The organism is Novosphingobium sp. PhB57, from assembly GCF_004342985.1.
GTDB lineage: Bacteria > Pseudomonadota > Alphaproteobacteria > Sphingomonadales > Sphingomonadaceae > Novosphingobium.
Genome location: NZ_SMBO01000001.1, coordinates 1,349,217 through 1,373,408 on the forward strand (window position 1 = coordinate 1,349,217; position 24,192 = coordinate 1,373,408).

General features: G+C 65.2%; 22 protein-coding genes. 13 read left to right on the top strand and 9 right to left on the bottom strand.

All coding sequences use genetic code 11. The features are described 5' to 3' along the window. Positions 1-6: 6 nt before the first annotated feature. The 3 genes from EDF58_RS06100 to EDF58_RS06110 all read right to left on the bottom strand — a co-directional run bounded on the left by EDF58_RS06100 (position 7) and on the right by EDF58_RS06110 (position 4,942). Positions 7-3,216 (bottom strand): TonB-dependent receptor, encoded by a 3,210-nt coding sequence (locus tag EDF58_RS06100; RefSeq protein ID WP_207912819.1) that lies wholly within the window; start codon positions 3,214-3,216, stop codon positions 7-9. A 227-nt stretch (positions 3,217-3,443) separates the two neighbouring features. Continuing rightward, positions 3,444-4,418: a FecR domain-containing protein gene (locus EDF58_RS06105; protein WP_132263502.1), complete on the bottom strand. Its 975-nt coding sequence runs from the start codon at positions 4,416-4,418 to the stop codon at positions 3,444-3,446. Further along, positions 4,418-4,942, bottom strand: a complete 525-nt coding sequence (locus EDF58_RS06110; RefSeq protein WP_279388316.1) for an RNA polymerase sigma factor — start codon at positions 4,940-4,942, stop codon at positions 4,418-4,420. Before EDF58_RS06110 ends, EDF58_RS06105 begins: the two co-directional genes overlap by 1 nt. Positions 4,943-5,249: 307 nt before the next feature. Here EDF58_RS06110 and EDF58_RS06115 point away from each other — a divergent pair, with 307 nt between their 5' ends. From EDF58_RS06115 to ligD, 8 genes are all read left to right on the top strand, one after another. Continuing rightward, a complete protein-coding gene (locus tag EDF58_RS06115; RefSeq protein WP_132263505.1) occupies positions 5,250-5,591 on the top strand; it encodes a hypothetical protein in 342 nt (113 codons plus the stop codon). Next, positions 5,588-7,150 (top strand): PepSY-associated TM helix domain-containing protein, encoded by a 1,563-nt coding sequence (locus EDF58_RS06120; RefSeq protein WP_132263507.1) that lies wholly within the window; start codon positions 5,588-5,590, stop codon positions 7,148-7,150. Before EDF58_RS06115 ends, EDF58_RS06120 begins: the two co-directional genes overlap by 4 nt. Then, positions 7,147-7,431, top strand: coding sequence for a DUF3325 domain-containing protein (locus EDF58_RS06125; protein ID WP_132263509.1), 285 nt, complete (start codon positions 7,147-7,149; stop codon positions 7,429-7,431). The genes EDF58_RS06120 and EDF58_RS06125 overlap by 4 nt, the downstream gene beginning before the upstream one ends. A gap of 95 nt (positions 7,432-7,526) precedes the next feature. Next, positions 7,527-8,486 carry a glutathione S-transferase family protein gene (locus EDF58_RS06130; RefSeq protein WP_132263511.1) on the top strand — a complete coding sequence of 320 codons (960 nt, stop codon included), beginning with the start codon at positions 7,527-7,529 and terminating at the stop codon, positions 8,484-8,486. Between the two features lie 131 nt (positions 8,487-8,617). Further along, positions 8,618-8,929: a hypothetical protein gene (locus EDF58_RS06135; protein WP_243654096.1), complete on the top strand. Its 312-nt coding sequence runs from the start codon at positions 8,618-8,620 to the stop codon at positions 8,927-8,929. Positions 8,930-9,002: 73 nt separating this feature from the next. Next, positions 9,003-9,974 (top strand): Ku protein, encoded by a 972-nt coding sequence (locus EDF58_RS06140; RefSeq protein ID WP_132263513.1) that lies wholly within the window; start codon positions 9,003-9,005, stop codon positions 9,972-9,974. Positions 9,975-9,977: 3 nt separating this feature from the next. After that, positions 9,978-10,457, top strand: a complete 480-nt coding sequence (locus EDF58_RS06145) for an MgtC/SapB family protein (RefSeq protein ID WP_132263515.1) — start codon at positions 9,978-9,980, stop codon at positions 10,455-10,457. Positions 10,458-10,459: 2 nt separating this feature from the next. Continuing rightward, positions 10,460-12,994, top strand: coding sequence for a DNA ligase D (gene ligD, locus EDF58_RS06150; RefSeq protein ID WP_132263517.1), 2,535 nt, complete (start codon positions 10,460-10,462; stop codon positions 12,992-12,994). Positions 12,995-13,000: 6 nt separating this feature from the next. Here the strand turns inward: ligD and EDF58_RS06155 are convergent, their stop codons facing one another. From EDF58_RS06155 to EDF58_RS06165, 3 genes are all read right to left on the bottom strand, one after another. Next, a complete protein-coding gene (locus tag EDF58_RS06155) occupies positions 13,001-13,876 on the bottom strand; it encodes a phosphatase PAP2 family protein (protein ID WP_132263519.1) in 876 nt (291 codons plus the stop codon). Next, a complete protein-coding gene (locus EDF58_RS06160; RefSeq protein ID WP_132263522.1) occupies positions 13,876-15,408 on the bottom strand; it encodes an arylsulfatase in 1,533 nt (510 codons plus the stop codon). Before EDF58_RS06160 ends, EDF58_RS06155 begins: the two co-directional genes overlap by 1 nt. A 190-nt stretch (positions 15,409-15,598) precedes the next feature. Continuing rightward, positions 15,599-16,291, bottom strand: coding sequence for a DUF3313 family protein (locus EDF58_RS06165; RefSeq protein ID WP_132263524.1), 693 nt, complete (start codon positions 16,289-16,291; stop codon positions 15,599-15,601). 258 nt (positions 16,292-16,549) lie between these two features. Here EDF58_RS06165 and EDF58_RS06170 point away from each other — a divergent pair, with 258 nt between their 5' ends. The 3 genes from EDF58_RS06170 to EDF58_RS06180 all read left to right on the top strand — a co-directional run bounded on the left by EDF58_RS06170 (position 16,550) and on the right by EDF58_RS06180 (position 19,862). After that, positions 16,550-17,542 carry a transporter gene (locus EDF58_RS06170; protein WP_132263526.1) on the top strand — a complete coding sequence of 331 codons (993 nt, stop codon included), beginning with the start codon at positions 16,550-16,552 and terminating at the stop codon, positions 17,540-17,542. A gap of 77 nt (positions 17,543-17,619) precedes the next feature. Continuing rightward, positions 17,620-18,873 carry a BamA/TamA family outer membrane protein gene (locus tag EDF58_RS06175; RefSeq protein WP_243654097.1) on the top strand — a complete coding sequence of 418 codons (1,254 nt, stop codon included), beginning with the start codon at positions 17,620-17,622 and terminating at the stop codon, positions 18,871-18,873. Positions 18,874-18,995: 122 nt separating this feature from the next. After that, positions 18,996-19,862, top strand: coding sequence for a Na+-dependent transporter (locus tag EDF58_RS06180; protein ID WP_132263528.1), 867 nt, complete (start codon positions 18,996-18,998; stop codon positions 19,860-19,862). Positions 19,863-19,893: 31 nt separating this feature from the next. On the opposite strand, the gene EDF58_RS06185 is transcribed toward EDF58_RS06180, so the two are convergent. The 3 genes from EDF58_RS06185 to EDF58_RS06195 are packed head-to-tail and all read right to left on the bottom strand — an operon-like array spanning position 19,894 to position 22,040. Further along, complete coding sequence (locus tag EDF58_RS06185) at positions 19,894-20,799, bottom strand: formylglycine-generating enzyme family protein (RefSeq protein ID WP_132263530.1); 906 nt, start codon at positions 20,797-20,799, stop codon at positions 19,894-19,896. A gap of 48 nt (positions 20,800-20,847) precedes the next feature. Further along, a complete protein-coding gene (locus EDF58_RS06190; RefSeq protein WP_132263532.1) occupies positions 20,848-21,510 on the bottom strand; it encodes a DUF202 domain-containing protein in 663 nt (220 codons plus the stop codon). Continuing rightward, positions 21,507-22,040, bottom strand: coding sequence for a DUF4136 domain-containing protein (locus tag EDF58_RS06195; RefSeq protein ID WP_132263534.1), 534 nt, complete (start codon positions 22,038-22,040; stop codon positions 21,507-21,509). The genes EDF58_RS06190 and EDF58_RS06195 overlap by 4 nt, the downstream gene beginning before the upstream one ends. Positions 22,041-22,274: 234 nt before the next feature. On the opposite strand from EDF58_RS06195, the gene EDF58_RS06200 reads away from it, so the two are divergent. Continuing rightward, on the top strand, positions 22,275-23,111 hold the full coding sequence (locus tag EDF58_RS06200; RefSeq protein ID WP_132263536.1) for a DUF2092 domain-containing protein: 837 nt from the start codon (positions 22,275-22,277) through the stop codon (positions 23,109-23,111). Position 23,112: 1 nt separating this feature from the next. Beyond that, positions 23,113-23,841: a hypothetical protein gene (locus EDF58_RS26075; protein ID WP_207912821.1), complete on the top strand. Its 729-nt coding sequence runs from the start codon at positions 23,113-23,115 to the stop codon at positions 23,839-23,841. Positions 23,842-24,192: the final 351 nt, after the last annotated feature.

Below are 24,192 nucleotides of genomic sequence, written 5' to 3' on the forward strand. Positions count from 1 at the left end.
GTGCCCTCAGAAGATCAGGTTGAGGCCGAGCGTGATGCTGCGCCCGTTCTTGATGTAGGCGCGGCTCGCCCCGGTCCCCGACGACACGGTTTCCCAATACGTATGCGAGTCGAAGAGGTTCTGGACCTGGAGCTGCACCGAGGACTTCTTGAGGAAGGTCTTGCGGAAGGTCAGGTCCACGAAGCTATAGGCCTGCTCATAGGGATTGTTGCCGAAGTCCTGGATGCCGCCGAGGAATTTCGACTGGTAGTTCCACGCGCCGTAGATTTCCCAGCCCTTGCGCTCCCAGAACAGCTGGAGATTGGCGATCGTCTCGGGCGTTTCCATCAGCGGCAGGGTGTAGCCCTCAGGGTGCCAGGAAAGCCCCGTAACCGCCTTCGAGCGCTGCAACGTCAGGTTTCCGCCCACGCCCAGCGAACCGAGAATGCCCGGCAGCCAGTGTAGGAGCTGCTGGCCGCTGATTTCCATGCCGTAGACTTCCGCCCACTTGCCGTTGTTCGGCATGGAGATCGCCACGCCGGTCGGATCGACGTTCTCGCCCAGCGTCCCGTCACGGATGTTGCTGGATGAGGAGCGGAACAGGAAATTCTCGATGTGCTTGTAGTAGAGCGCCACCGAATAGGCCCCGGTATTGCCGGCGTAGTGCTCCAGCGACATGTCGAGGTTGAGCGAGCGCATCGGCTTGAGGTTCGGATTGCCCTGGGCGATCGAAGTCAGCACCCATTGCGAGATCGGGTTTTCCTCGCCGTCGCCATCGGGATCGGTGTCGTAGCCATATTCGCGCGCCGAACTCATGCGGGCGATGTCGGGACGCGCGAAGCTGGTCCAGACCGCGCCGCGCAGCTTGGTGCGGCTGTCCAGTTCGTAGTTGACGTGAACCGAGGGCAGCACGTTCACGAAGCTGGACTTGTCCGAAACGAAGCGCTCGCCCTGGATCAGGTCCATGTTCCAGGCGTCGATAGTGTTGCGCGTCGCTTCCATGCGCACGCCTGCGATCACTTGCGCGCGGCCGAAGCGCGCCGTGCCCATGGCATAGGCGGAGATCACGCGCTCGTTGAAGCGGAAGCTGTCCTCGTTGGACAGTTCGGCGTCGTTGGGGTCGACCGCGAAGCCGTCGAAGATCTCGCTGTCGCCATCTTCGGCGCGCTGGAGTTCGGCCAGCATCTTGCGGTTGTCGATGGTCGTGCCCAGGCGATAGAGGCCGCTATAGGCGCCGCCGAACAGGCTGTTCACATCCTTGCCGTAGAATTCGGAGAAGTCCGCCAGGGTGCCGTCCGCCTCGAGATTCAGGAACGAGCCCTGATAAGTGCGGCGGCGCGAATTGTAGAACTTGGCGCCTGTCTTGAACGATTCCACCCAGGAATCGACCGGCTTCCATTCGAGGTTGAACTGGGCCTGCCACAGCTTCTCGCTGCTTCCGCCCACTTCGCCTTCGAGGCTGCTGAAGTCGTATTGCGAGGGGTCCTGCACCGCTTCCAGACCGGCGGAATTGAGCAGCCACTTGGGGAAGCGCGAATCTTCGCTGCTGCTGAACAGCACGCCCTGATTGCCCAGCCAGCCGTACTTGTCGCTGCGAAACTCCAGGGTGTAGCCGTCGTCGAGATTGTCTTCCGACTGCGAGTAGGACACGTCGTAGTCGATCGTCAGTTCGCCCACGCGCGAAATGCCGCCGAGGTTGGCCGAAGCCAGGCTGCCCGTCTCGCGCGAACCTTCCCAGAAGCGGCGCAGGCGGAAGCCCTGCGGGTCCCAGGTGCCTGAACCGCCGTTGAGGCTGTAGAACGACTTGCCCTTGCGGTCGGCATCGGTGATCAGCCCGTCGCCGTCCTGGTCGACGATCTGGCCGAGCGAATAGCCATAGATGCGGCCCAGCCTGGAATCGGTACCGACGATGCTGTCTTCGGGCTGGAGCAGCGTCGTATCGGCCACGTCCACCTGCACCAGCCGCGTCGAATTCTTCGCGGTGTCGTTGCGGAAGTTCAGGCGGTTGAGGAATTCGTCCTTGCGGTACTTGTTGTACTGCCCGCGGAAGTGGAAATCGTGGTCGTCGGAGCGATAGTCGATGCTGGTATTGGCGCCCCAGCGCTTCACGTCGGTCTCGCCGAAGCCCAGGTCCATGCCGCGCATCACGAAGCGGTTGGGATCCCAGCCCAGCGTCTCGCTGTTGTCGTACCAGGTGTCCGGCTGATTATCGCCGTCCACGCCGTTCTGCTCGAACTGCGACTTGCGCCGGCTCCAGCTGCCCGAGACGTAGATACCGAAATGATCGTTGAACTGGCGCGAAAGCGCGCCCGAAACCTGGCCCGACTTGCGATGATCGTACTTGTCGAGCATGCCGCCCTCGGCCGAGAGGCGAGCATACATCGGCGTCTGGTCGAAGGCGGTGGGGGTGGAAATGTCCACCGAGCCGCCCAGCGCGTCACCGTCGCGGTCCGGCGTCAGGGTCTTGTAGACGGTGATCTGCTTGATACCGTCCGGCGGCAAGACCGAGAGCCGCACGCCGCGGTAGAAGTTGTTGTCGCGCGAACCGGCACCGCCAAGGCGCACGCCGTTGATCGAATAGTTGTTCAGCTCGGTCGAGAGACCGCGCACCGTGATGCGGTCGCCTTCGCCCGTGGTCGGGCTGCGCACGGCATTGACGCCGGGAAGGCGCGCCAGCGCCTCGGAGATGTTGTTGGCGGGCAGCTTGCCCATGTCGTCGGCGCTGACCGTGTCGGAAACCGTGTCGTTCTTGCGCTTGATGTCGAGCGAACGCTGAACCGCCTCGATATAGCCGGTGACGACGATCTCACTGTCGCCGGCCCCGGAAGGCTCTTCGGCGGCGACAGTCGCGACCGGGGCTGCCCGGCGCGCCGGCGCGGGAGCGACCGCGGCCGGACGGGGCCGGGCGGCACGGGCGCGCAGGATCACGGTGCTGCCGCGAAGCTGGGTTTCGACATTGGCCCCGCGCACGAGCTGGGACAGGGCCTGCTGCGCGCTCATCTTGCCCGACAGGGCCGTGCTGCGGCGCCCCCGTACCGCATCCGGCGCCGCGGCCACCTGCATGCCGGTGACCCGCGAGAATTCCTGTAGCGCGCGGCCCAGGTCCTGTGCCGGAATGGTGAAACTGTACTGGGCGGTGGCCGCCTCGGCGACCGGCGCGGCAAGGCCGCCCCCGACCGTTGCCAGCGCTATGGCCAATGCCGAAGCATGGGCCAGGGCTTTACTTGAACGAAACATCATATCCCCCGTTGGATCAGGCATTCGGGGGGAAGACGCAGGCAGACAACCAATCCCGACAATTATTTTTTCTTACATTTTCATTACGTTATCAAGTAAACTTGATGACAGCGGAAGATAGCCAGCCCCCCCCGGCTCAGCCTTCCGCCCACACGGCGAGACGATGACATGAGCGGGCCTGGCCGCGCTGCCGCAGAACGCCCGAAACCGGCGTCTTGCAAACGAACTCAATGGGAGAGGACGTAGCGCGCCTTTTCCTTGCGCCACTGCAGATCATGGATCGCCGCCAGCGCTTCCAGCACCATCTCGGGATCGGAGGTCTGGAACCGCCCGGTCACGAGCAGCTGGCCCAATCCCGGATCGGCCAGCACCACCGGCAGGTCCGAACCGCGATTGATGCGCTGCACGAGCTGCTGAACCGAGGTGTCGTCCGCGTCGAACCAGCCGTCGATCCAGCCGGGATGATCGCCGCGCACGTCGCCCAGGCTGCGCACCCGGCCGCCGCCGACTTCGATCCCGTTGCCTGCGGGAAGCCGCCACTGCCGCCCCGCCCCGGCATCGACGCTGACCAGGCCGCGATAGACGCGCACCACCCGCGTCTGGCTGTCCACCAGGTCGATGTCGAAGGCCGTCCCCAGCACGGTCACGCGGGAATCGCCCGCGTTGACCGAGAACGTGCGGACTTTCTCGTGCGCCACGTCGAAGAAGGCCTCGCCGTTCTGGAGCGCGACTTCGCGCGACCAGGGTGTGATGCGCACGTCCATCCGGGTCCCGCCGCTCATGCGCACTTTCGATCCGTCCGGCAGCACGACTTCGCGCGAGGTACCGCGGGCGGCGGCATAGCTCGATTCGCTCACCAGCGTGCGGGCGCCCATCGAGAGCACGACCACCAGGCACAGCGCCACGGCCGCGAAGCCCGCGAACTGCTTCCACGCCTGCCCGGCCCAATTCGGCACGGCCTCATCCTCGAAGGTACCGAAATCGTCGGGCGCGGCTTCGGCGACCTCCAGGGCACTGCGCAAGCTGCCGGACTGCCAGAGCGCCTGGTGCCGCGCATAGCTTTCGACATGGCGCGGATCGCCCATGATCCAGCGATCGAACTCGGCGGCGACTTCAGCGTCGTGCAGCGGACGGTTCATCCGGTCGACCCATTCTGCGGCCTCCCGGTCGATCACGTCGAATTCCTGCCTCTGGGCCGTCATCAGGCGAACTCCGCGAAGTCCACGCCGGCGCGATCGAGCGCCGCGCGCAGATCCAGCAGGCCACGGGTGATATGCTTTTCCACTGCCTTCGCACTCATCGAGAGATCTTCGCCGATCGCACGGCAACTTTCATGATTCAGGCGCCTGCGGATGAGGACTTCGCGGCGCAGCGGCGGCATCCGTCGCAGGCAGAGCGAGAGCACGTCGAGCGCCCGGCGCGAATCGAGAATCCTGTCGAGCGAGGGATCGTCGCTTTCCCATTCGTCGTCAACGTCATCAGAGTGCTGCGTCTCCTGGCGCATTTCCCGGCGCCGCGTGTCGATCATCAGGTTGTCCGCGATCCTGAAGGCCAGCGCAAAAAGGCTGCCTATCTGCTGCGTCTGGCTGAGAGCGATCAGGCGCGCAAGCGTTTCCTGCGCCACGTCATCCGCCACGTCCGGTCGCGCCCCTCGCGCACGGAGGTAGCGCAGAAGCGTGGACCTCACTGCATTCCAGTCCTGCGGCGGCGCCGCAGGACGATCCATGGCATTCGATAACACGATTTTTTCCACCCTGCGCCCGGCCGTCCAAAGTCCGGCGCGCGCTGCCTAGGCGGGCACCATGACGGTTTGAGGAAATCCCCATGCGCAAGCGCTCTTAACGCGCGCACCAGCCCTCTCGCCGGCAGCGCGAAACCCCGCACACCCGCCCTGCCCGCCCCGCATCCTCCCATCCCAATGGCGCTTCCGCAGCCGCCTCGCCATTCTGAACCATTGACTCCGGAGCCCGCCGAAATTACCGGCCATTCTTGCGATTGATTTGCAATATCCTGCTCTCGGGGGAAGAACGAGCATGGCCAAGAGTGCCGCGAATGCCAGAACGACGGGTCCCGCAGGCCGCCGCATCGGCCGCTGGAACGTCGCGTCGCGCATCGTCGCAGCGGTTCCGGCGAACTACCTGGTCACCTCGCTGGCCACGGCCTGCCTGGCGCGGCTGCTGGCGCACGGTCTGGCGGTCAATCCCGCCGAGGCAAGCGTCACCGCCACACTGCTTTCCTTCGCCATCTTCGCCACGATCGCCCTTTTCGCGTTCGGCCTGCGCTCGGTCTCGCGGCTCTGGCTCTGGCTGGCGGTCTCCGGCGGCGTACTGGGGGCCGCTCTCTGGCTCTCGCTCGGCATGGGAGGCCGGCTGTGAAGGAAGGTCTGCGCCAGTCGATGGCGCTTCTCCATACCTGGACGGGGCTGCTGCTGGGCTGGCTGCTCTTCGCCATGTTCGCGACCGGCACTTCGGCCTATTTCCAGGACGAGATCACGCGCTGGATGCAGCCGGAGATCACCGGCAGCGCCGATCCGGTCACTTCGGCCGAGGGCGCCGTCCGCTTCCTCCAGCGCACCGCGCCCGATGCGACAAGCTGGTACATCTCGCTGCCCAACAGCCGCAGTGCCACCACGCAAGTCTACTGGCAGGCGGCCGAAGGCCAGAAGCGAGGCAAGCGCGCGGATACCAGCGCCGTGCTGGACCAGAGCGGCCGCGAAGTCTCCACCCGCGACACGCGCGGCGGCTACTTCCTCTATCGCTTCCATTTCGACCTGCACTACATTCCGGTGCTATGGGCCCGCTACCTGGTGGGCGTGGCGGCGATGTTCATGCTGGTGGCAATCCTGTCCGGGATCATCACGCACAAGAAGATCTTCGCCGACTTCTTCATGCTGCGCTTCAACAAGGGCCAGCGTTCCTGGCTGGACGCGCATAACGTCACGGCCGTGATCGCCCTGCCCTTCCACCTGATGATCACATTCACCGGCCTGGTCACGCTGGCGATCATGTACATGCCCTGGGGCATTGCCGCGAACTATGCCGACCGTACGGCGTTCCAGGACGCCGTCTTCGGCAAGAGCGTGGAGGTGGCGCGCAGCGGCAATCCTGCACCGCTCGTAGCCGTGGCACCGCTGATGCGCACGGCTTCGGCCGCGTGGGACGGCAAGCGCGTGGGCTACGTGAAGATCACCAATCCCGGCGATTCCACCGCCATGGTCAACATCGCCCGCGCATCGGAAGGCGCCATCGGTTCGCGCGGCGAGGAAATCTCCTTCAACGGCATCACCGGCCGCCCCGCGGATCACAGCATGGCAAAGGGCGCGGCGCTCGCCACCGAAAGCGTGATGATCGGCCTTCATGCGGGACGCTACGCCGAATACGGCCTGCGCTGGCTCTATTTCCTCTCGGGCCTGGGCGGCACGATCATGGTGGGCAGCGGGCTGGTGCTCTGGACGGTCAAGCGCCGCACCAAGCTGCCCGATCCCAGCCATCCGCACTTCGGCTTCCGCCTGGTCGAGAAACTCAACATCGCCACCGTCGCGGGCTTCCCGGCCGGCATAGCGGCCTACTTCCTGGCCAACCGCCTCCTGCCCCTGAGCATGGCCGAACGCGCCGATCATGAGATCAACAGCCTGTTTCTCACCTGGCTGGCGGTTTTCGTCTGGGCGGTGGTTCGCCCCTCGGCACGGGCCTGGCCCGAGGCGCTCGGCCTTACCGCCGCGCTGTTCGCAGCCGTGCCGGTGGTGAACGCCCTGACCACTTCGCGCGGACTGCCCGCCAGCCTCCTTGCGGGCGACTGGTTGTTCGTTTCGTTCGACCTGGTGATGCTGGTGCTGGCCGCCGGCTTTGCCAAGGGCGCGCGCCGCGCCGCGCGCAAGCGGGCGGAAGGCCCCCGCGCCGTTCGGCGCAAGACCCCGGAGGCCATGGCCGCATGATCCACCTTCTCGCCGTCCTCCTCTCCGCTGCTGCCTTCACCGCCCTCGCGCTTTCGATCAAGCGCCACCAGCGCGACTTTGCCGGCCGCGCCCTGACCGAGCGCGAGAGCCGCCTGGCGCGGACCGGCGGCTGGTCTCTGGTGGGACTGGTCCTCGCGATCGACATTGCTGTCTTCGGCTTCGGCTATGCGCTGGTCGCCTGGGCCGGGCAATTGACGATGGGCGCCTGGCTCAACGTGGCCTGGCTCTGCTGGAAAACCGGCGCCTCGCGAAAGAACTGACATCCCACGGGCACAAACACCGCGTCCGGACGTCCTGAAGGTATGAAGCGGCGGGCGGCAGTCCGGCGCGATCCGGGCACAAAGGGAAGCCATCCATGGGAATGCTGGTCGACGGTCAATGGCATGACGTCTGGTACGACACCGAATCCACCGGCGGCCGTTTCGTCCGCAAGGACGCCGCCTTTCGCGACCGGGTGACGGCGGACGGGGAATTCGCCGCCGAACCCGGCCGCTATCACCTCTATGTCAGCCTCGCCTGCCCCTGGGCCCACCGCACGCTGATCGTTCGCGCGCTCAAGGGCCTGGAGGAACTGGTCTCCGTTTCGGTGGTCAACTGGCTCATGCTGGAAAAGGGCTGGACCTTCGATCCGGCGCCCGGGGTGATCCCGGACCCGATCCACCAGGCCCGCTTCCTCCACCAGATCTACACCGCCGCCGATCCGGCCTATAGCGGCCGCGTGACCGTGCCGGTTCTCTGGGACCGGAAGACCGGGCGGATCGTCAACAACGAATCCTCCGAGATCATCCGCATGTTCAACCAGGCTTTCGACGGGCTGGGCGCGGCGCCGGGAGACTTCTACCCCGAGGCCCTGCGCGCGGAGATCGATGCGGTGAACGCCCGGGTCTACGACACGGTCAACAACGGCGTCTACAAGGCCGGCTTCGCGACCCGCCAGGACGCCTACGAGGAGGCCGTCCAACCGCTGTTCGATTCGCTGGACTGGCTGGAGGATCGCCTGTCGCGCAATCGCTTTCTGGTGGGCGACAGACTGACCGAGGCCGATATCCGCCTGTTCACCACATTGGTGCGCTTCGATGCGGTCTACGTCGGCCACTTCAAGTGCAACCTGCGGCGGATATTCGATTATCCCAACCTGCAGGGGTTCCTGCGCGACATCTACCAGACGCCGGGCGTGGCCGGCACGGTAAACTTCCAGCACATCAAGGGCCATTATTACGAGAGCCACCGCACGATCAATCCCACCGGGATTGTCCCGTCCGGCCCGATACTTGATCTGGACAGCCCGCATGGCCGCGGCAGCGGCCCAGCCTGAAACGGGACGGACCGCGTCGCTCGGGGAAACTGCGGTGTTTCCTGTTACGGGAAAACAGGTAAGCTGGAGGCCGATCAGCCCAGTACCCTTCCGATCTTATCCCTTCCGGAAATTCTTAGGAGGCGCCCCCCATGCGCAAGGATGCATCCCTTTACTCGATCGACGGTTCCTCGCTTCCCAATGCCTCCTCGGAAGATTCGCTGACCGACCGGCTCAATCGGGTGCTGGAAGTGCTGAGCGCCGAGTTTCCGCATGCGGTCGACATCGGCCTGGAGTTCGACGGCAAGCTCCACGCGCATATCGACGTGCGCGGCGGCGAGGAAGTCTGCGGGGTCGAATCGAAGCTGCCCAACCTGGGCGACGGGATGTTCACCCAGGTGGCCCACGGCGCCACGCCGCATCACCCCTTCTTCCACCGGATCAGCGCCATCGTCGTCGGCTGACGTCCCTCCGGACCGCTTTGCGGGAACCAACCCAGGGCCCGCGCCTTTCTCATCGGCGAGGAAGGAACGGGCCATGGCCGCACGCGCATACTGGCAAGGACAGATCAGGCTCGCCCTGGTGTCGATTCCCATCGAGGTCTACCCGGCCACCAAGTCCGGCGCCGCCATCTCGTTCCACCAGATCCACGAACCGAGCGGCAAGCGCATCCGCTACGAGAAAGTCGCGCCCGGCGTAGGCCCGGTCGATCGCGACGAGATCATCAAGGGCTATGAAATCTCCAAGGGCAACTACGTGCTGCTCGACGAAGAAGAGATCGAAGCCGTCAAGATCGAGAGCCGCAAGACGCTGGAACTGGTGCAGTTCGTGGACGCGGGCGACATCGACGTGCTCTATTATGAAAAGCCCTACTTCGTCGTTCCCGCGGACGATCTTGCCGAGGAAGCCTACGTCGTCCTGCGCGAGGCGCTGCGCCGTAGCCGCAAGGTCGGGCTTGGCCAACTGGCGGTGCGCGGGCGCGAGCAACTCGTCTCGATCAAGCCGTGCGGGCGGGGGCTGGTGATGGAAGTCCTTCGCTACGCCGACGAAGTCCACAAGGCGCAGGGCTATTTCCGCGAGATCGGCGAGGACAAGCCCGACGCCGACTTGCTCGACCTGGCGACCACGCTGATCGAGAAGAAGAGCGCGCCCTTCCACCCCGCCGAATTCCATGATCGCTATATCGATGCGCTTCACCGGCTGATCGACAAGAAGGCCAAGTCGAAAAGCAACAAGCGCGTGCTGGAAGACGTCGAGGAGCCATCGGGCGGCAGCAAGAGCAATGTCATCGACCTGATGGCCGCGCTCAAGAAGTCGGTCGGCGACAGCGGCAGCCGCACGGGGAAAGCGGCGCCTGCGAGCAAGTCCGCAGCGGACAAGGGCTCCGCGGCTAAGACGCCTGCCAAGAAGACCGAGGCGAAGAAGCCTGCCGCCAAGAAGCCGGCGGCGACGAAGAGCCCGGCCAAGACCACGAGCACCACGACCACGCGAAGCCGCAAGCGCGCCTGAGCCATGGAACTCAACCCGGCGATCCCCCTCCATGCGATCGATTCCGAGGTTCTGCTGCGGCTTGGCATTGCCGCCGTGGTCGGCCTGTTGCTCGGCCTCGACCGCGAGTGGCACGGCCATCCGGCCGGTCTGCGGACGCACGGACTGGTCTGCGTGGCGGCGGCCACGATGACCACTTCCATCATAGCCCTCTACTTCCAGCTCGACGGACCGCGCATGGACCCTCTGCGCATCTTCGAGGCGACCGGCGCTTTCGTGGGCTTCATCGGAGCCGGGCTGATCGTGTTTTCCCGCGGGCGCCTGCGCAACCTGACCACAGCCGCGCATATGTGGCTGACCGCGATCATCGGCATCGCCTGCGGCGCCGGGCAGTGGCCGCTGGTGGCCATCGGCATGTTGGTCAGCCTGGTCATGGTGACAGCGCTGCATTTCGTGGAGGCGCGCTGGGACCGGCGGCATCCTTCGCCCGGCAAGGAACGGTAAGGATGGCCAAGTCCGACCCTCTCGCCGAATACAACCGCAAGCGGGACTTCGCCCGAACCGCCGAGCCGGCCGGTAAGCGGCAGAACAGCGAAGCGGGCAATATCTTCATCGCCCAGAAGCATGCCGCGCGGCGGCTGCACTGGGATTTCCGGCTGGAAGTAGACGGTGTGCTCAAGTCCTGGGCCGTGACGAGAGGCCCCAGCGCCGATCCCGAGGACAAGCGGCTGGCCGTCCGTACCGAGGATCACCCCCTCTCCTACGCCCGCTTCGAAGGCAACATTCCGCAAGGCGAATATGGCGGCGGCACCGTCATGCTCTGGGACGAAGGCACCTGGGCGCCAATCGCGGGCAAGAGCGCGAAGGACCTGGAGGACGGACACCTCCACTTCACGCTCGACGGGGGGCGGATGAAGGGCGAGTGGCTGCTGGTGCGGATGAAGGGCCGCCCCGGAGAGAAGCGCGAGAACTGGCTGCTGCGCAAGGTCAGCGACGGCCATGCCGTCTCCGGCGATCAACTGGTCGAGGAAGGGCTGAAAAGCGTGCTCACCGGCCGCACCATGGCCGAGATCGCAGCGGACAAGGCGGGCACGCAGTCGCTCAAGGGCAAGAAGGGCAAGGCCTTTGCCGATGCCATGGACGACGCCGCGCAGCACAATTCGGAGACTGCCAAGACGGCCAGGCCCGCAGCGAAGCGGCGGCCCGGCAGCCGGGCCAAAGGCGCCCCGCCGAAGTTTCGCGCGGTCCAGCTGGCCACGCTCGTCGATGCCGTGCCGGACGGCAACTTGTGGATGCACGAGATCAAGTTCGACGGCTACCGCGCGCTCGCCGCCGTCGCCGGTGATACCGTGCGAATCTATACCCGCAGCGGCCTCGACTGGAGCGACAAGTTCGCCCCGCTGGTCGACACTTTCGCCGCGCTCGACCTTCCGCCCAGCCTGATCGACGGCGAGATCATTGCCCGGGGACCGGACGGCAATCCCAGCTTCTCCAACCTGCAGGCCGAGCTCAAGCGCGGACACGGCAGCCAGAAACCCGGCGACAAACTGGAATTCCACGCCTTCGACTTGCTCGAACTCGATGGGCGGAACCTGGCCCCGCTCCCCAATATCGAGCGCAAGGAGCGGCTGGAAGCGCTGCTGGCCTATGCCCGATCCCCGCTTTTCGTGGCAGACCATGTGATCGGCGCGGGTGAAAAGCTCTACGCGGCGATGTGCCAGGCGGGCCAGGAAGGCGTGATCGCCAAGCGCATCGACGCCGCCTATGCGGGCCGTCGCACCCGCAACTGGGTCAAAGTGAAATGTACCCGCAGGCAGGAATTCGTGGTGGTCGGATGGAGCCGATCGAGTGCGAAAGGACGGCCGTTTTCCTCGCTGCTGCTCGGGCAATACGAAGAGGGGAAGCTGGTCTATCGCGGCAAAGTGGGCACCGGATTCGACGGCGACACCCTGGGCGATCTGGCGGCCCGGCTGGCACCGCTCGTCCGCAAGACCGCGCCGGTGGAAGCCGACCGGACCGAAGCGCGCGGCGCGACCTGGGTAACGCCGAAGCTTGTCGCCGAGATCGCCTTTGCCGAATTCACCGCCGAAGGGCGTGTGCGTCACGCCAGTTTCCTGGGCCTGCGCAGCGACAAGCCGGCGAAGGAGGTCACCCCCGAAATGCCCAAGTCTGCCCCCAAGGCCGCGATCGACGTCGAAATATCCAGCCGGGACCGGGTGATCTTCCCGGAGACCGGCCAGACCAAGGGCCAGCTTGCCGACTACTATGCCGCGGTGGCCCCGCTCATGCTGCCTTTCGCCGCCAACCGGCCGATCAGCCTCGTTCGCTGCCCCCAGGGTCGCGCCCGGAAATGCTTCTTCCAGAAGCACGACAGCGGCTCGTTCGGCCCTCACGTCTCTCACGTACCGATCCGCGAGAAGGACGGCGGCAGTGAGGACTACCTCTATATCGACGACGCCGAAGGGCTGGTCGCCTGCGTGCAGATGGGGACCATCGAGTTCCACGGCTGGGAATCGCGGGCGGACGCCGTCGAGAAGCCGGACCGGCTGATCTTCGACCTCGATCCCGACGAAGGGCTGGACTTCGGAGACTGCCGTCGCGCCGCGCAGGACTTGCGCCGCCAGCTTGCGGATATCGGCCTGGTCAGCTTCGCCATGTTGTCGGGCGGCAAAGGCGTCCATGTCGTGGTGCCGCTGACGCCCGGCCATGACTGGGACAGCCACAAGGACTTCGCCCGCCGGTTCGCCGAAGCCCTGAGCACGGCCGAACCGGACCGCTTCGTGGCGACGATGAGCAAGGCCAAGCGCAAGGGCAAGATCTTCATCGACTGGCTGCGCAACCAGCGCGGCAGCACCGCCGTCCTGCCCTATTCCGCCCGAGCCCGCGCCGGAGCGCCGGTGGCGGTTCCGATCTCCTGGGACGAGCTGGACGGAATGAAGGACGCCCATCCCTTCTCGATCGACGATGCCGAAGCCCTGATCGAACACGCAGCCGACTTGCGCGGCTGGGGCTTTGCCGAGCAACCGCTGCCGAACTTCTGACGCGCGCTATTGCAGCCGAAGCCCCGCGGCTTCCGTGCTGCATGCCTCTACGGACGGCGCGCGCTTCGTTCCGCTCCTGGCCAGTTCGGCGCGCGCTGCGTCGAGGTCGGCACGAAACGCCTGCTCGGCATGGAGCCGCGCCAGCGTGGCCGCCGCCATCAGTCGCCCGGCATCGACATCGCTTGCCCAATGGACGTTGCAGACCAGCCGGCTGTCCCCGAAATCACGGCCGCGCTGGAGAATGGCATCGGCGCGATCGGGCACGAGTTCGGCCAGGATCAGCGCCCAGCCCCAGCCCAGCGCGCTATGGCCGGAGGGATAGGATCCGTCGGTGCGCAGCACGGCTTCGTCCTGCGGTGAGCAGGTCGTGTCGCCGTGAGCCACGAAAGGCCGCACGCGGCGATAGTGGTCCTTGGCCTTGTAGGTGGAGAGTCCGATGTCGATCATCGCCTTGCTCATCACGCGGTAGAGCACCGGCGTGCGCTCGGCATCCGGTGTCACGCCGGCGGCGCAGGCAAAGGCCTGGAAAGCATGCGCCGGCTTGAGATCGGCATCGCTCGTCGCCTGGATGAAGCGCGGACTGTCTTTCGGCCGGGCCATGGCCTTGTCCGTTTCCTCGTCCCGCGCGAACGCGGCCGATCCTTCTGCCGGTGGCGGCGGCAGGAGTGCCAGGCTATCCGGAAGCTGCGAGAGCGAGAGGTAGCCTTTCGGCATGCCCGGCGGCAGCTTGGCGGTGATGCTGGGCGGTCCGGCGCCGGGAGCGCCCGTCTGCACGGGCGCCGGGCCGGCAGTGGTTCCCTGGGGCGACTGGGCCGCCGCGGATACGAATATCGCGGCGGCACCCAGTGCCGAAAGGAGGATCGGAAGGCGCGCGCTCCCCATCAACTGGAACCGGCAGCGGCATCGGCCATCTTGGCGATGGCGTCGTCGATGGTGAAGCTGTTGGGACGCTGGATCGGCGGAAATTCCTTGAACGTCTCCGCGAACATCGCCGCGCCGGTCTGGGCCGCATAGATGAAGTAGGCGTTGTGCAGGAACCAGTCGTAATAGGTGTTCGAGGTGATATCCGCGAATTCGTAAGGGTCGGTCCGCAGGTTGAACATCTTGGGCAGTCTCAGCCGGGTGAAGGGTTCGGCCCAGACCTGCATGGTGCCCGGGCAGCGCTGTTCCAGGAACACCAGCTTCCAGTTGTCGTAGCGCATCGCCAGGATGTCGCCATCGTCGCTGATGTAGAAGAAGAAGTTACGCGGGCTATCCTTCTCCTTGCCGGTGATGTGACCCAGCAGGCTCTTGCCGTCGATGTGGTTCTTGTAAGTGCGGCCGATCGCCTGGTGGCCATTCTTCACTTTCTCGACGATGTCGGGTTCGCCCGCCATTTCCAGGAAAGTGGGCAGCCAGTCGTGGTGCTGGACGATGCCGTTGGAGATCGAGCCGGGCTCGATCCTGCCCGGCCAGCGCACCATCATCGGGATGCGGAACGCGCCTTCCCAATTGGTGTTCTTCTCGCTGCGGAACGGGGTCATGCCGCCATCCGGCCAGGAGTTGCGGTGCGGGCCGTTGTCGGTCGAATACATGACGAACGTGTCGTCGGCGATGCCCATGTCGTCGAGAGCATCGAGAACCTGGCCGACGTTCTTGTCATGGTCGATCATGGTGTCGTGATAATCGGATTGCCAGCGACCGGCCTGGCCCTTGCTCTCCGGCTTGGGGTGCGTGAACATGTGCATGTGCGTGGTGTTGAGCCACACGAACCACGGCTTGTCGTCCGCCTCCTGCCGCTTGATGAAATCGAGCGCCGCGGCGACGAATTCGTCATCGCAGGTCTCCATGCGCTTCTTGGTGAGCGGGCCGGTGTCCTCGATCTTCTGCTTGCCCACCTTGCCCCAGCGTTCCATCTCCGTGGGATCGTCCTTGTCGGTCGCCCAGCTGTGGATCACGCCGCGGGGGCCGAAGCGTTCCTTGAACTTGGGGTCCTTCGGATAGTCCTCCATCTCGGGCTCTTCCTCGGCATTGAGGTGATAGAGGTTGCCGAAGAACTCGTCGAAACCGTGATTGGTGGGCAGCATGTGGTTCAGGTCGCCCAGGTGGTTCTTGCCGAACTGCCCGGTGGCATAGCCCTGCTCCTTGAGCAGCGCGGCGATGGTCACGATCTTTTCGTTCATGCCGGTGGGCGCGGCGGGAATACCCACCTTGGAGAGCCCGGTGCGCAGCACGCTCTGCCCGGTGATGAAGGACGAGCGCCCCGCGGTGCAGCTCTGTTCGCCGTAGCTGTCGGTGAACTTCATGCCTTCCCTGGCAAGCCGGTCGATGTTCGGCGTTCGATAGCCCATCAGGCCGTCGGTATAGCAACTGAGATTGCTGATTCCGATGTCGTCACCCCAGATGACCAGGATGTTCGGCTTTCCATTCGGCATGATAGGCATCCTTCTGCACGATAGGACCGCAATGGTCGTGAAGGCGGGCCGATTCGGCCATCCGGGTTTCACCCGATACCAAGTTGTTTTGCATCCTAGGGGAGTGGATATTGCCTATCCGGCCCATCACTCGCGCAAACAACGTTACGAGCACGCTTCATACCGGACCTTTTATTTTCCAGTATGCTCGCTATTTCTTGGACATCCCCTCAGCATTGATGGGCGAGAGGCTCTTCAATTCGGTGAGGCCCGCAGCGCTCAGCTTGGCCCAGTGAGCGAAGAGGTCTTCGAAGTCCGCCGTGTTGGTCACGGTGTTGCGCAAATAGGCCCGGCTGTCTTCCATGCTGCGGGAATCGACCGCACGGCCGAGCAAGGCACCGGTGCGCGAATCGCGCGCCTCGATCACCAGCGTGCCGCCTCCGGCGTCGCGGGAAAAGGTCCACGACCGGCCCGCCGTCATGGGGTCCGGGGCGACCACGTCGAGATTGACGACCGCCGTGGACAGCCGCAGCACATCGGAGCCGGGCTGGTCCACCACCTGGTATCCCGCCTTCTGGTAAGCTTCCACGAACAGCTTGTGGAAGCCGGTCTTCGCCTGCTCTAGGATATCCCGCGCCTGCTCGTTGGAGACGGGGCGCCCCCTGTCCTCGGCAAAGCCATGCTCGCGCTGCCAGTTCTTGCGGAAGGCTATTTCCGCCGGGTCGATCATGACTTTGGTATAGCCGCGAAAGTCCGCATCGGGCTGAAGGTAGACCGTCTCGATCTTGCTTGATTTCACATGCATCAGCCCGTCCCAGGTGTCCGGCGCCTTGGCCGCCAGGGCGGGCACGGCGCAAGCGAGCAGAAGGGGCAGGACGGCATATCTGGACAAGCGCGCGCGCATCTTGAGTCTCCTCTGTTCCCGGTCTCGGGTCCCGACATTTTCGCAAGACATTATCCGCAGCGCGGCGGCGCGCACATCGGGACCATTACCGGCTTTGCGCGGGACTACTCCGCTCCCCGGCGACGGCCCGCTCCCGCCCTGACCGCTCCCGCCCCGTTCACCCGGGCATGCGTCGGGCAATCCGGGGGTAATCCCCGATTCAGCTCCCGGCCCGCCTGCCGCACTCTCCTCGACCTGTCAGAGGATCAGGAGCGGTACATGCCCCATGTCAATTTCCGGCACGTCTTGTGGAGTCTCCTGGCGCTGGGATGCAGCCAGGCCGCAGGCACGGCCCAGGCCTCGGAAGGCGGCACCAGCATCTATCTGCTGGGATCCGGCGGTCCGGCCGCCGCCGTTCAGCCGCCCGTCGAAGGCATCTTCGTGGACGACACGATGTATTTCTACGGCGGCGACATCGCGGCCGACAAGAGCCTTGTCGTGGGCGGCAATGTCGCGCTGGGCCTCGACTCCTTCGTGGCGGCACAGTTCACCACCCTGGTCTGGGTACCCTCCACCAAGTTCCTGGGCGGCACCCTGGCCCTTGGCGGCTCGCTGCCGCTGGCCGCGCCCTTCGTCGATGCCTCGGTGATCGTCGCCGGGCCCGGCGGACAGTCCATCACCCGCTCCCGCACCGACAATACCCTGGCGATCGGCGACCCCCTCGCCAACATGTCGCTCGGCTGGAAGTGGGACAAGTTCTACCTGCAGGTCGGCGGCTTCGTGAATATCCCGGTGGGCCACTACCGCGAAGGCGAGCTGGCGAACATCGCGTTTCACCGCTGGGCCGGCGACGCCTCGCTGGCCGCGAGCTGGCACGACACCGATTCCGGCTGGGACATCAGCGCCAAGGCCGGTGTCACTTTCAATGGCAACAACAAGGTCACCGACTACAACACCGGCAACGAGCTTCATGTCGAAGCCGCGGTGGAGAAGAGCTTCTCCGAGAAATTCTCCGCCGGGATCGTCGGCTATTATTATGACCAGATCAGCGGCGATACCGGCGAAGGTGCGGTACTCGGCCCCAACAAGGGCCGGGTCGCGGCGCTGGGCGGCACGGCTGCCTATAACCTGATCCTCGGCCGCAGCCCGGCCACCTTCCGGGTGCGCGTATTCCAGGAATTCGACGCCCGCCGCCGTCAGGAAGGGACCGCGGGCATGTTGAGCCTGACCTTGCCGCTCAAGATCTTCCCGCCGGCCGCCGCGACGAACTGACCGGACACCGATCGGCCGCGTCTTGCCGGTCGCCGCTGCGCCGCAAGACGTGTGCCCATCCAGAAGGAGAGCCGACCATGCAGCAGCGGCCGGATGCCACGCCCCCTCGGCCCCTGTCCGCGGCCCCGCTCCGGTCTGCCCCGATGCTGGCGACGCTGCTGCTGGCCGGGCTTCCCCTTCCCGCCCTGGCACAGGACCGGCCGGTACAGCAGATGGCGAACGACACCGTCATCGCGACGACTTCGCTGTCCGCCCCCCAGAACGACCGGCCTGCCACCGGCGACGCCGCCACATCGGCAGCCGCGCCGCCGGCGCCTCCCGCCGCCAAGAAGATGAAACCCGACCTGCTGGTCGTTCCCATTCCGATGTCGAACCCGACGGTCGGGGCCGGGCTCACCGTGGCGGGAGTGCTGTTCTACAACCCCAACGGCTCCAGCCAACCCTGGGTCACCGGCGGCGGTGCCTTCTATACCACCAACAAGAGCTGGGGCGCGGGCGCGGTGCACAGCATGTCGCTGGACGACGACCGCTTCAAGGTGCTGCTCTTCGGCGGCTATGCCGACATCAACATGCAGTTCTACGGCATCGGCGCCAATGCGGGCGACCGCGACATCTCGGTGGACCTGGAGGACCGGGGCACCATGATCCTGTCCCAGGGGCAGTACGAGATCGCAGACCACTTCTACGTCGGCGCGCGCTATCGCTTTCTCAAGGTGAACTCCCGGATAAAGCGCGAAAATCCGCTCTTTCCCGATCTCAACCTGCCGGGCAACCTGCTCGACAGCCAGACTTCGGGCATCGGCCCGGCCGTGACTTACGACAGCCGGGACAACCAGTTCGCACCGCGCAAGGGCGCCAATGTCACGCTCGTCGGCGTCTTCAACATGGACGCGCTGGGCAGCGATTTTTCCTATGACACCTGGCAGTTCGCGGCCAGTGGGTACTTCCCGGCGACCTCCACCGGCACGCTCGCGATCCACGGCAGCCTTTGCGCGGTATCCAAGGGTGCTCCGTTCTACGACTTGTGCATGTACGGCCAGAACGGAGACCTTCGGGGATACGAAATGGGCCGCTACCGCGACCGTGCGATGTGGACCGCGCAAATCGAATGGCGCCAACAGATGAGCGACAGGTTCGGCGGGGTCCTGTTCGGCGGGATCGGCGGGATCGGAGACAGCCTCGGAGATCTCGACCGTGGCAAGTTCCTGCCCGCCGTGGGCATGGGCCTGCGTTTCAAGGCCTCGCCAGAGACCGGCACGAACTTGCGGCTCGACATCGCGATGGGTCGGGATTCACAGGCCATCTACTTCGGAATCGGCGAGGCGTTCTGAGCGACGCCGCCTCACGGAAGAGGCGGATAGCGGCATTTCACGAGGCGGCTAGGGACTTTCCCCGATCAACTTTTGCTCCTGCCAAGGCAATGATCGCAAAGCACAACGGAAGGTGAAGACCGATGGAGATCGTGAAACAACTGATACCGTTACTGCTGACCTTGAGCCTCGGCCTGCTGGTGGTAGCGGCCGGACTGGCATCGTCGCGCGGTGACTTCGCCTATGTCCTGAGGCGCCCCCGGCTGTTGCTGCCCGCCTTCGTGGCGATCATGGTGATCCCGATCCTTGCGGCCATGGCCATCGTCGCTCTGTTCCCGCTTTCCCAGGCGGCAAAAGCCGGCATCCTGCTCATGGCCATTTCGCCGGTGCCCCCACTGATGCCGGGCAAGGCGCTGAAGGCGGGCGGTCACACGCCCTATGTCTACGGCCTCATGGCGACCGGCGCCGTCTTCGCCGTGATCTTCGTGCCGATCCTCGGCGCCCTGGCAGCCCGCTTCTACGGCGTTCACGCGCAATTCCCGGTAAGCGTGGTTGCGCGCAATATCCTCATTGGCGTGGCCATCCCGCTTGTGGTCGGGCTTGTAGTTGGCCGGGTCCTGCTCAAGGCGCCCGCTCCGCGCCTGACGAAAGCCGTGACCATTGCCGCCTACCTGCTGCTGGTGCTGGCCGCACTGCCGATCTTGATCAAAGTCTGGCCGGCAATGATGGCGCTGATCGGCAATGGCACGGTTCTGGCCATGATACTCGTCGCCGTCGTGGCCATCGCGGGCGGCCATTTTCTTGGTGGCGACAACCTGGCGGACCGAGGCTCGCTCGCCATCTCCGCCGCCATGCGACACCCTGGCATCGCCTTGGCCCTGGCCGGTGCCAATCATGCCAATGCGGCGCTTTCGGCTGCAGTCCTGCTGTTCCTGATAGTCGGGTTCCTGGTGCTGATCCCTTACCAGATGCTCCTGCGGCGACAGGAAAAGCCCGGAGATCAGGTCTGATCCCCGGGCCCTGCAGGCTCAGTCGTTCGCGTCAGATCCTGGCGATGGCCCGGAAACCGACATGGGATGTCGAGGTATCGACCGGCTGGGCATGGCGCGCCGCCGGTCGATAGCGCTGGCAGTAGTTCGGCGCGCAAAGGTGCGAGCCGCCCTTGAGCACGCGCCGGGGGATGCGCGTGGGGTCGTTCGGGTCGACACTGTCCTGCATCGCCTTGGCCCGCGCCGTGGAGCAGCAGCTCCTGACCGGCGCCGCACCGGGAGAATCGCGCCACCAGTCGGCGGTCCATTCCCAGACATTGCCGATCATGTCGTTGAGCCCATAGCCGTTGGCCGGATAAGTGCCGACGGGCGAGGTCCGCAGCCACCCGTCCTCGCGCAAGTTCGCATAAGGGAAAGCGCCCTGCCAGGTGTTGGCCTGATGGACGCCGCCCGGCACGAGTTCGGAACCCCAGGCGAATTCGGTGCCTTCGCTGCCACCGCGCGCCGCGAACTCCCACTCCGCCTCGTTCGGCAGCGAGAGTCCCGCCCAGTCGAGATAGGCCTCGACATCGACCAGCGCGACATGGACCACCGGATGTTCGGCGATCTCGTCCAGGGAGCTATCTGGTCCCATGGGATGGCGCCAGTCCGCGCCGGACTGGAAAGACCACCACTGGCTGACCGGCCCGCGCGGATCGACCGGGCGGGCGGGCGGCTGGAACACGAGCGAGGACGGTACCAGCATCTCCGGCAGGGCGCCGGGATAGTCGGCCGGGTCCGGCGCCTGCTCTGCAAAAGTGCGGTAGCCGGTTTCCGCCACGAACCGCGCGAATTCCCGGTTGGTCACCGGGTTGCGGTCGATCCAGAAGCCTTCGACCGCGGCCGGCCGCTCGGGCCTTTCTTCGGGATAATGGTGGTTGGAGCCCATGGTGAACTGCCCGCCTTCGATCCAGACCATGTCGCGATCGGATCCGGGGCGGGTCTTTGCTGCATTCGATGCCACGGTTCAGTTCATCCCCGAGATGTTGAAGACGATCCCCAGCACCGCCGCTATGCCGAGAATAGCCAGCAGCACCGCAACGACCAGGGTAAGCGAAACCGGAAACACCGTCTCGCCGTGAATCAGCCCGTCGCCCGTCATGGACGTTCGGCTGGCGCGAAGCTCCAGCGCAAACTGGACGTGCCGCGCGATGCCGCCGAACAGCAGCAATATGCCCAGCACGATAAGCGCAACGCCGAAGTTCCGGGGTGTCTGGCTTTGGCCGATGACACCCGCTTCGTGCAGCTTCGCGAAGGCCTGATAGATCGTGAAACCGAAGCCGATGAGCGACAGCGCAGTGCGTATCTCGGACATCAGCGTCCGATCGGCGCTCATCCGCGTCCGGTGGAAGGACATGCCGGTGCGGCGCATCGACATTTCCGTGCGGTTTTCGGAAAGACCCGTGCGATGCTGCGAAAGATCGGTCCGGAATTCGGACAGGTCCGTGCGGTGCTCCGAAAGGTTCGTGCGAAAGCGCGAGAGATTGCTGCGAAACCGCGAGAAAGTGGTCGAAGCCTCGTCGGAAGAGATTCCGGCAACGTCGGGCAGAGGCGGAACGGCAGGCAGGTCGATCCGCTCAGGCCTGGGGGTGGCGATGCCCCGTTCGTTCTCGAACGCTTCGCCGGTCATTTCGCCGCTCCTGCCGGCGGCGGGAAGTTGGCGAGAACCGCCGTCACCACCGCATTGACCTTTTCCTGAGTGACGCTGCTGCTGGTCACCTGCTGCGTCGCAGTGCCATGCCACACCGGCGACTTGCTCGCGCTGTCGTAGACGTCGATGGTCAGCGTCCCGTCCGTCACGTTGCGCACATCGACCTGGTTGTACCCGGCCCAGCCGCCCCAGGGACGGAAATAGGGCCCGTAGGAGCCCAGCGAGGACACTTCCACGCGGTCACGCGAACCAAGGGTAAACCCGATGGCGAAATCGCCGGTGCCGGCCTGGGTATAGCCGCGCTTGGACATCTCGCTTTCGACCGCGGTCTTGACGCGCTGGGTAAGCAGCGGGTTCACGCCTTGCGGTGCGGCAGTGTAAGCCCAGCTATACGTCCGGAAACCGGCAAAATTCGCCGTAGGATCGGCGTCGAAGGTTACTTTCGGCGTGGTCGCGCAAGATGCCGTCAGCAGTGCGCAACATGCCAGGGTCAACGCTCGCGAGTTCATGGCCTTCTCCTTGTATCGAGGCCTGAACTATTCGGCTGGCAATGGCTTTCAGCTATCGGGAATCTCCCTGATGCAGGCTGTCGGGCATCCCCATGGACAGCCCCCGAGGTTCGCCGCGCCGACTGCCCTGGCATCTCCCGAGGCAATTCCAGCGCGATCAGAGGGATTCCCCGGATGTGACGCCCGCAGGGAAACTGTGACCCTGTAACGGTTCAGCCATCAAAGGAGTGACCGATGCCCGTTTCGCGCTTCCGGCCTACCGCCGGAGCCTTCACGCTGGCGCTGCTGCTCGCGGTTGCCGCGACACCCGCTCTCGCCCAGGCTGCTGCGGACCAGACCCCGTCCGCAGCCGACGCGGCGACGACCGCAGCCACTGGGCCCCGCACGGCGACGCAGACGCTCGACCCGGTGGCCATCCAGGCGCTCAAGGGCATGGGCAACTATCTCAAGACGCTGCAGAGCTTCGAGATCCAGTCCAAGGCGACGATGGAATCGACGTTGCAAGACACCGATATCGCCGTGCATCTCGGCTATGAGGCAACCTACAAGGTCATGCGGCCCACCGCCTTCTTCGTGCAATTGAAGTCGGACCGCGCGATCCGCGAATATTACTATGACGGCAAATCACTCACCGTGAACGTGCCGCGGCAGAACTACTATGCCAAAGTGCCCGCCCCGGCGACGATCCGCCAGACGGTGGACAAGATCTATCTCGACTACGGCATCGACTTGCCGCTTGCCGATCTGTTCTACTGGTCCGAAAATCCCGTGACCGATGGCATCACTTCGGCCGTCCGCGTGGGCTTCGCGCGGATCAACGGGCAGGAAACCGACCAGTTCGCCTATCGCGGCGAGGATCTCGACTGGCAGCTCTGGATCGCCCGCGGCAAGAAGCCGGTGCCGCTGAAGGTCGTGATCATAGACCGGTCGAACCCGATCCGGCCGTCTTACGTGGCGGAACTCACCTGGAACACCGCCCCTGCCCTGACGGCGCGCGATTTCGCCTTCGTTCCGGGCAAGAACGCCACCGCGATCCAACTGGCCGCGCTTTCCAGCCTGGAGGGCAACTGACATGCGAAACCATCGGATCGCTCGGATCGGAGCCCTTGCCACGTCGCTTGCAGTCCTTGCGGCGACGATTGCTCCGGCGGAGGCCCAGCGCCGTCTCGGCGGCGGCGGAATGCATATGAGCGGCGGACGCATGAGCGGCGGGCTGGGCGGCGGCGGAGGCTTTCAGGGCCGCAGCAACTTCCATGCCCCCGGCAGCGGCGGCGGCGGCATCCGCAATCCCGACATCCCGCGCGAGCATCCCGTGCCGCATCCCGATGGCGGCGGCGGCGGAAGACCCGAACCCGGCCCCGGTCCGCATCCCGGCCCCGGACCTAACCCTGGACCTAACCCCGGCCCTGGCCCTGGCCCTGGACCCGGCCCCGGACCGCATCCTGGGCCTGGCCCGGGACCTGGACCTCACCCGGGACCAGGACCTCGTCCGGGACCGCCGCCGCCACCCCCGCCGCCCGGCTGGGGTTGGGGCTGGGGATACTACGACGATCCCTTCTGGGATGCTGCGGCCGTCGGCATCGTCGCCGGCACCACTGCAGCCGTGGTCGCCAGTTCCAGCCAGCCGGACACGGTCGTCATCCAGAGCACGACCGTCGGCTCGGTGGTCTACACACTCCCTTCCAACTGCCCGAAAGTGGTGCGCGGCGACGTGACCTACTTCAGCTGCAACAACATCTGGTATCGCCCGCAGTACCAATCCTCCGGGGTTACCTACGTCATCGTCAATCCGCCGGGGTGAGGCTCATGTACCCCCTCGGTCCCGCGCCGGTGGAGCAGGTCGCCGGAGTTGCCCTTCCCGAAGGGCGGCTCCGGCGACTACGCCGCGGCAGTCGGGCAAACCTGCCGGGAGGATCGCTGGATGAAATCGATAGCAATGTTATCGCGCGATACATTCCACCATGCGACATCGAGCAAAGCGGCAGTCGTTTTTGCCAGACCAGACATGAAAGCTTACACTAGTCCGGTAGAATGTTCTCGATTTACCTTTTGAACCTCTGGCTATTTTTCAAATATTTAATATCAATATCCGGCCCGGCTTCAAAGGCGAACCTCTCCTGAAAATTCAGGAGATCGGTTCGACTTGGAAAAG

What these genes read in the sequence shown, in the direction of transcription:
- EDF58_RS06200 (WP_132263536.1), top strand. Translation starts at nt 22,275, where the DNA reads ATGCCCGTTTCGCGCTTCCGGCCTACCGCCGGAGCCTTCACGCTGGCG.
- EDF58_RS06100 (WP_207912819.1), bottom strand. Translation starts at nt 3,216, where the DNA reads ATGTTTCGTTCAAGTAAAGCCCTGGCCCATGCTTCGGCATTGGCCATA.
- EDF58_RS06155 (WP_132263519.1), bottom strand. Translation starts at nt 13,876, where the DNA reads ATGGGGAGCGCGCGCCTTCCGATCCTCCTTTCGGCACTGGGTGCCGCC.
- EDF58_RS06170 (WP_132263526.1), top strand. Translation starts at nt 16,550, where the DNA reads ATGCCCCATGTCAATTTCCGGCACGTCTTGTGGAGTCTCCTGGCGCTG.
- EDF58_RS06165 (WP_132263524.1), bottom strand. Translation starts at nt 16,291, where the DNA reads ATGCGCGCGCGCTTGTCCAGATATGCCGTCCTGCCCCTTCTGCTCGCT.
- EDF58_RS06135 (WP_243654096.1), top strand. Translation starts at nt 8,618, where the DNA reads ATGCGCAAGGATGCATCCCTTTACTCGATCGACGGTTCCTCGCTTCCC.
- EDF58_RS06175 (WP_243654097.1), top strand. Translation starts at nt 17,620, where the DNA reads ATGCAGCAGCGGCCGGATGCCACGCCCCCTCGGCCCCTGTCCGCGGCC.
- EDF58_RS06180 (WP_132263528.1), top strand. Translation starts at nt 18,996, where the DNA reads ATGGAGATCGTGAAACAACTGATACCGTTACTGCTGACCTTGAGCCTC.
- ligD (WP_132263517.1), top strand. Translation starts at nt 10,460, where the DNA reads ATGGCCAAGTCCGACCCTCTCGCCGAATACAACCGCAAGCGGGACTTC.
- EDF58_RS06130 (WP_132263511.1), top strand. Translation starts at nt 7,527, where the DNA reads ATGGGAATGCTGGTCGACGGTCAATGGCATGACGTCTGGTACGACACC.
- EDF58_RS06140 (WP_132263513.1), top strand. Translation starts at nt 9,003, where the DNA reads ATGGCCGCACGCGCATACTGGCAAGGACAGATCAGGCTCGCCCTGGTG.
- EDF58_RS06115 (WP_132263505.1), top strand. Translation starts at nt 5,250, where the DNA reads ATGGCCAAGAGTGCCGCGAATGCCAGAACGACGGGTCCCGCAGGCCGC.
- EDF58_RS06195 (WP_132263534.1), bottom strand. Translation starts at nt 22,040, where the DNA reads ATGAACTCGCGAGCGTTGACCCTGGCATGTTGCGCACTGCTGACGGCA.
- EDF58_RS06145 (WP_132263515.1), top strand. Translation starts at nt 9,978, where the DNA reads ATGGAACTCAACCCGGCGATCCCCCTCCATGCGATCGATTCCGAGGTT.
- EDF58_RS06185 (WP_132263530.1), bottom strand. Translation starts at nt 20,799, where the DNA reads ATGGTCTGGATCGAAGGCGGGCAGTTCACCATGGGCTCCAACCACCAT.
- EDF58_RS06160 (WP_132263522.1), bottom strand. Translation starts at nt 15,408, where the DNA reads ATGCCGAATGGAAAGCCGAACATCCTGGTCATCTGGGGTGACGACATC.
- EDF58_RS06105 (WP_132263502.1), bottom strand. Translation starts at nt 4,418, where the DNA reads ATGACGGCCCAGAGGCAGGAATTCGACGTGATCGACCGGGAGGCCGCA.
- EDF58_RS26075 (WP_207912821.1), top strand. Translation starts at nt 23,113, where the DNA reads ATGCGAAACCATCGGATCGCTCGGATCGGAGCCCTTGCCACGTCGCTT.
- EDF58_RS06190 (WP_132263532.1), bottom strand. Translation starts at nt 21,510, where the DNA reads ATGACCGGCGAAGCGTTCGAGAACGAACGGGGCATCGCCACCCCCAGG.
- EDF58_RS06110 (WP_279388316.1), bottom strand. Translation starts at nt 4,942, where the DNA reads ATGGATCGTCCTGCGGCGCCGCCGCAGGACTGGAATGCAGTGAGGTCC.
- EDF58_RS06125 (WP_132263509.1), top strand. Translation starts at nt 7,147, where the DNA reads ATGATCCACCTTCTCGCCGTCCTCCTCTCCGCTGCTGCCTTCACCGCC.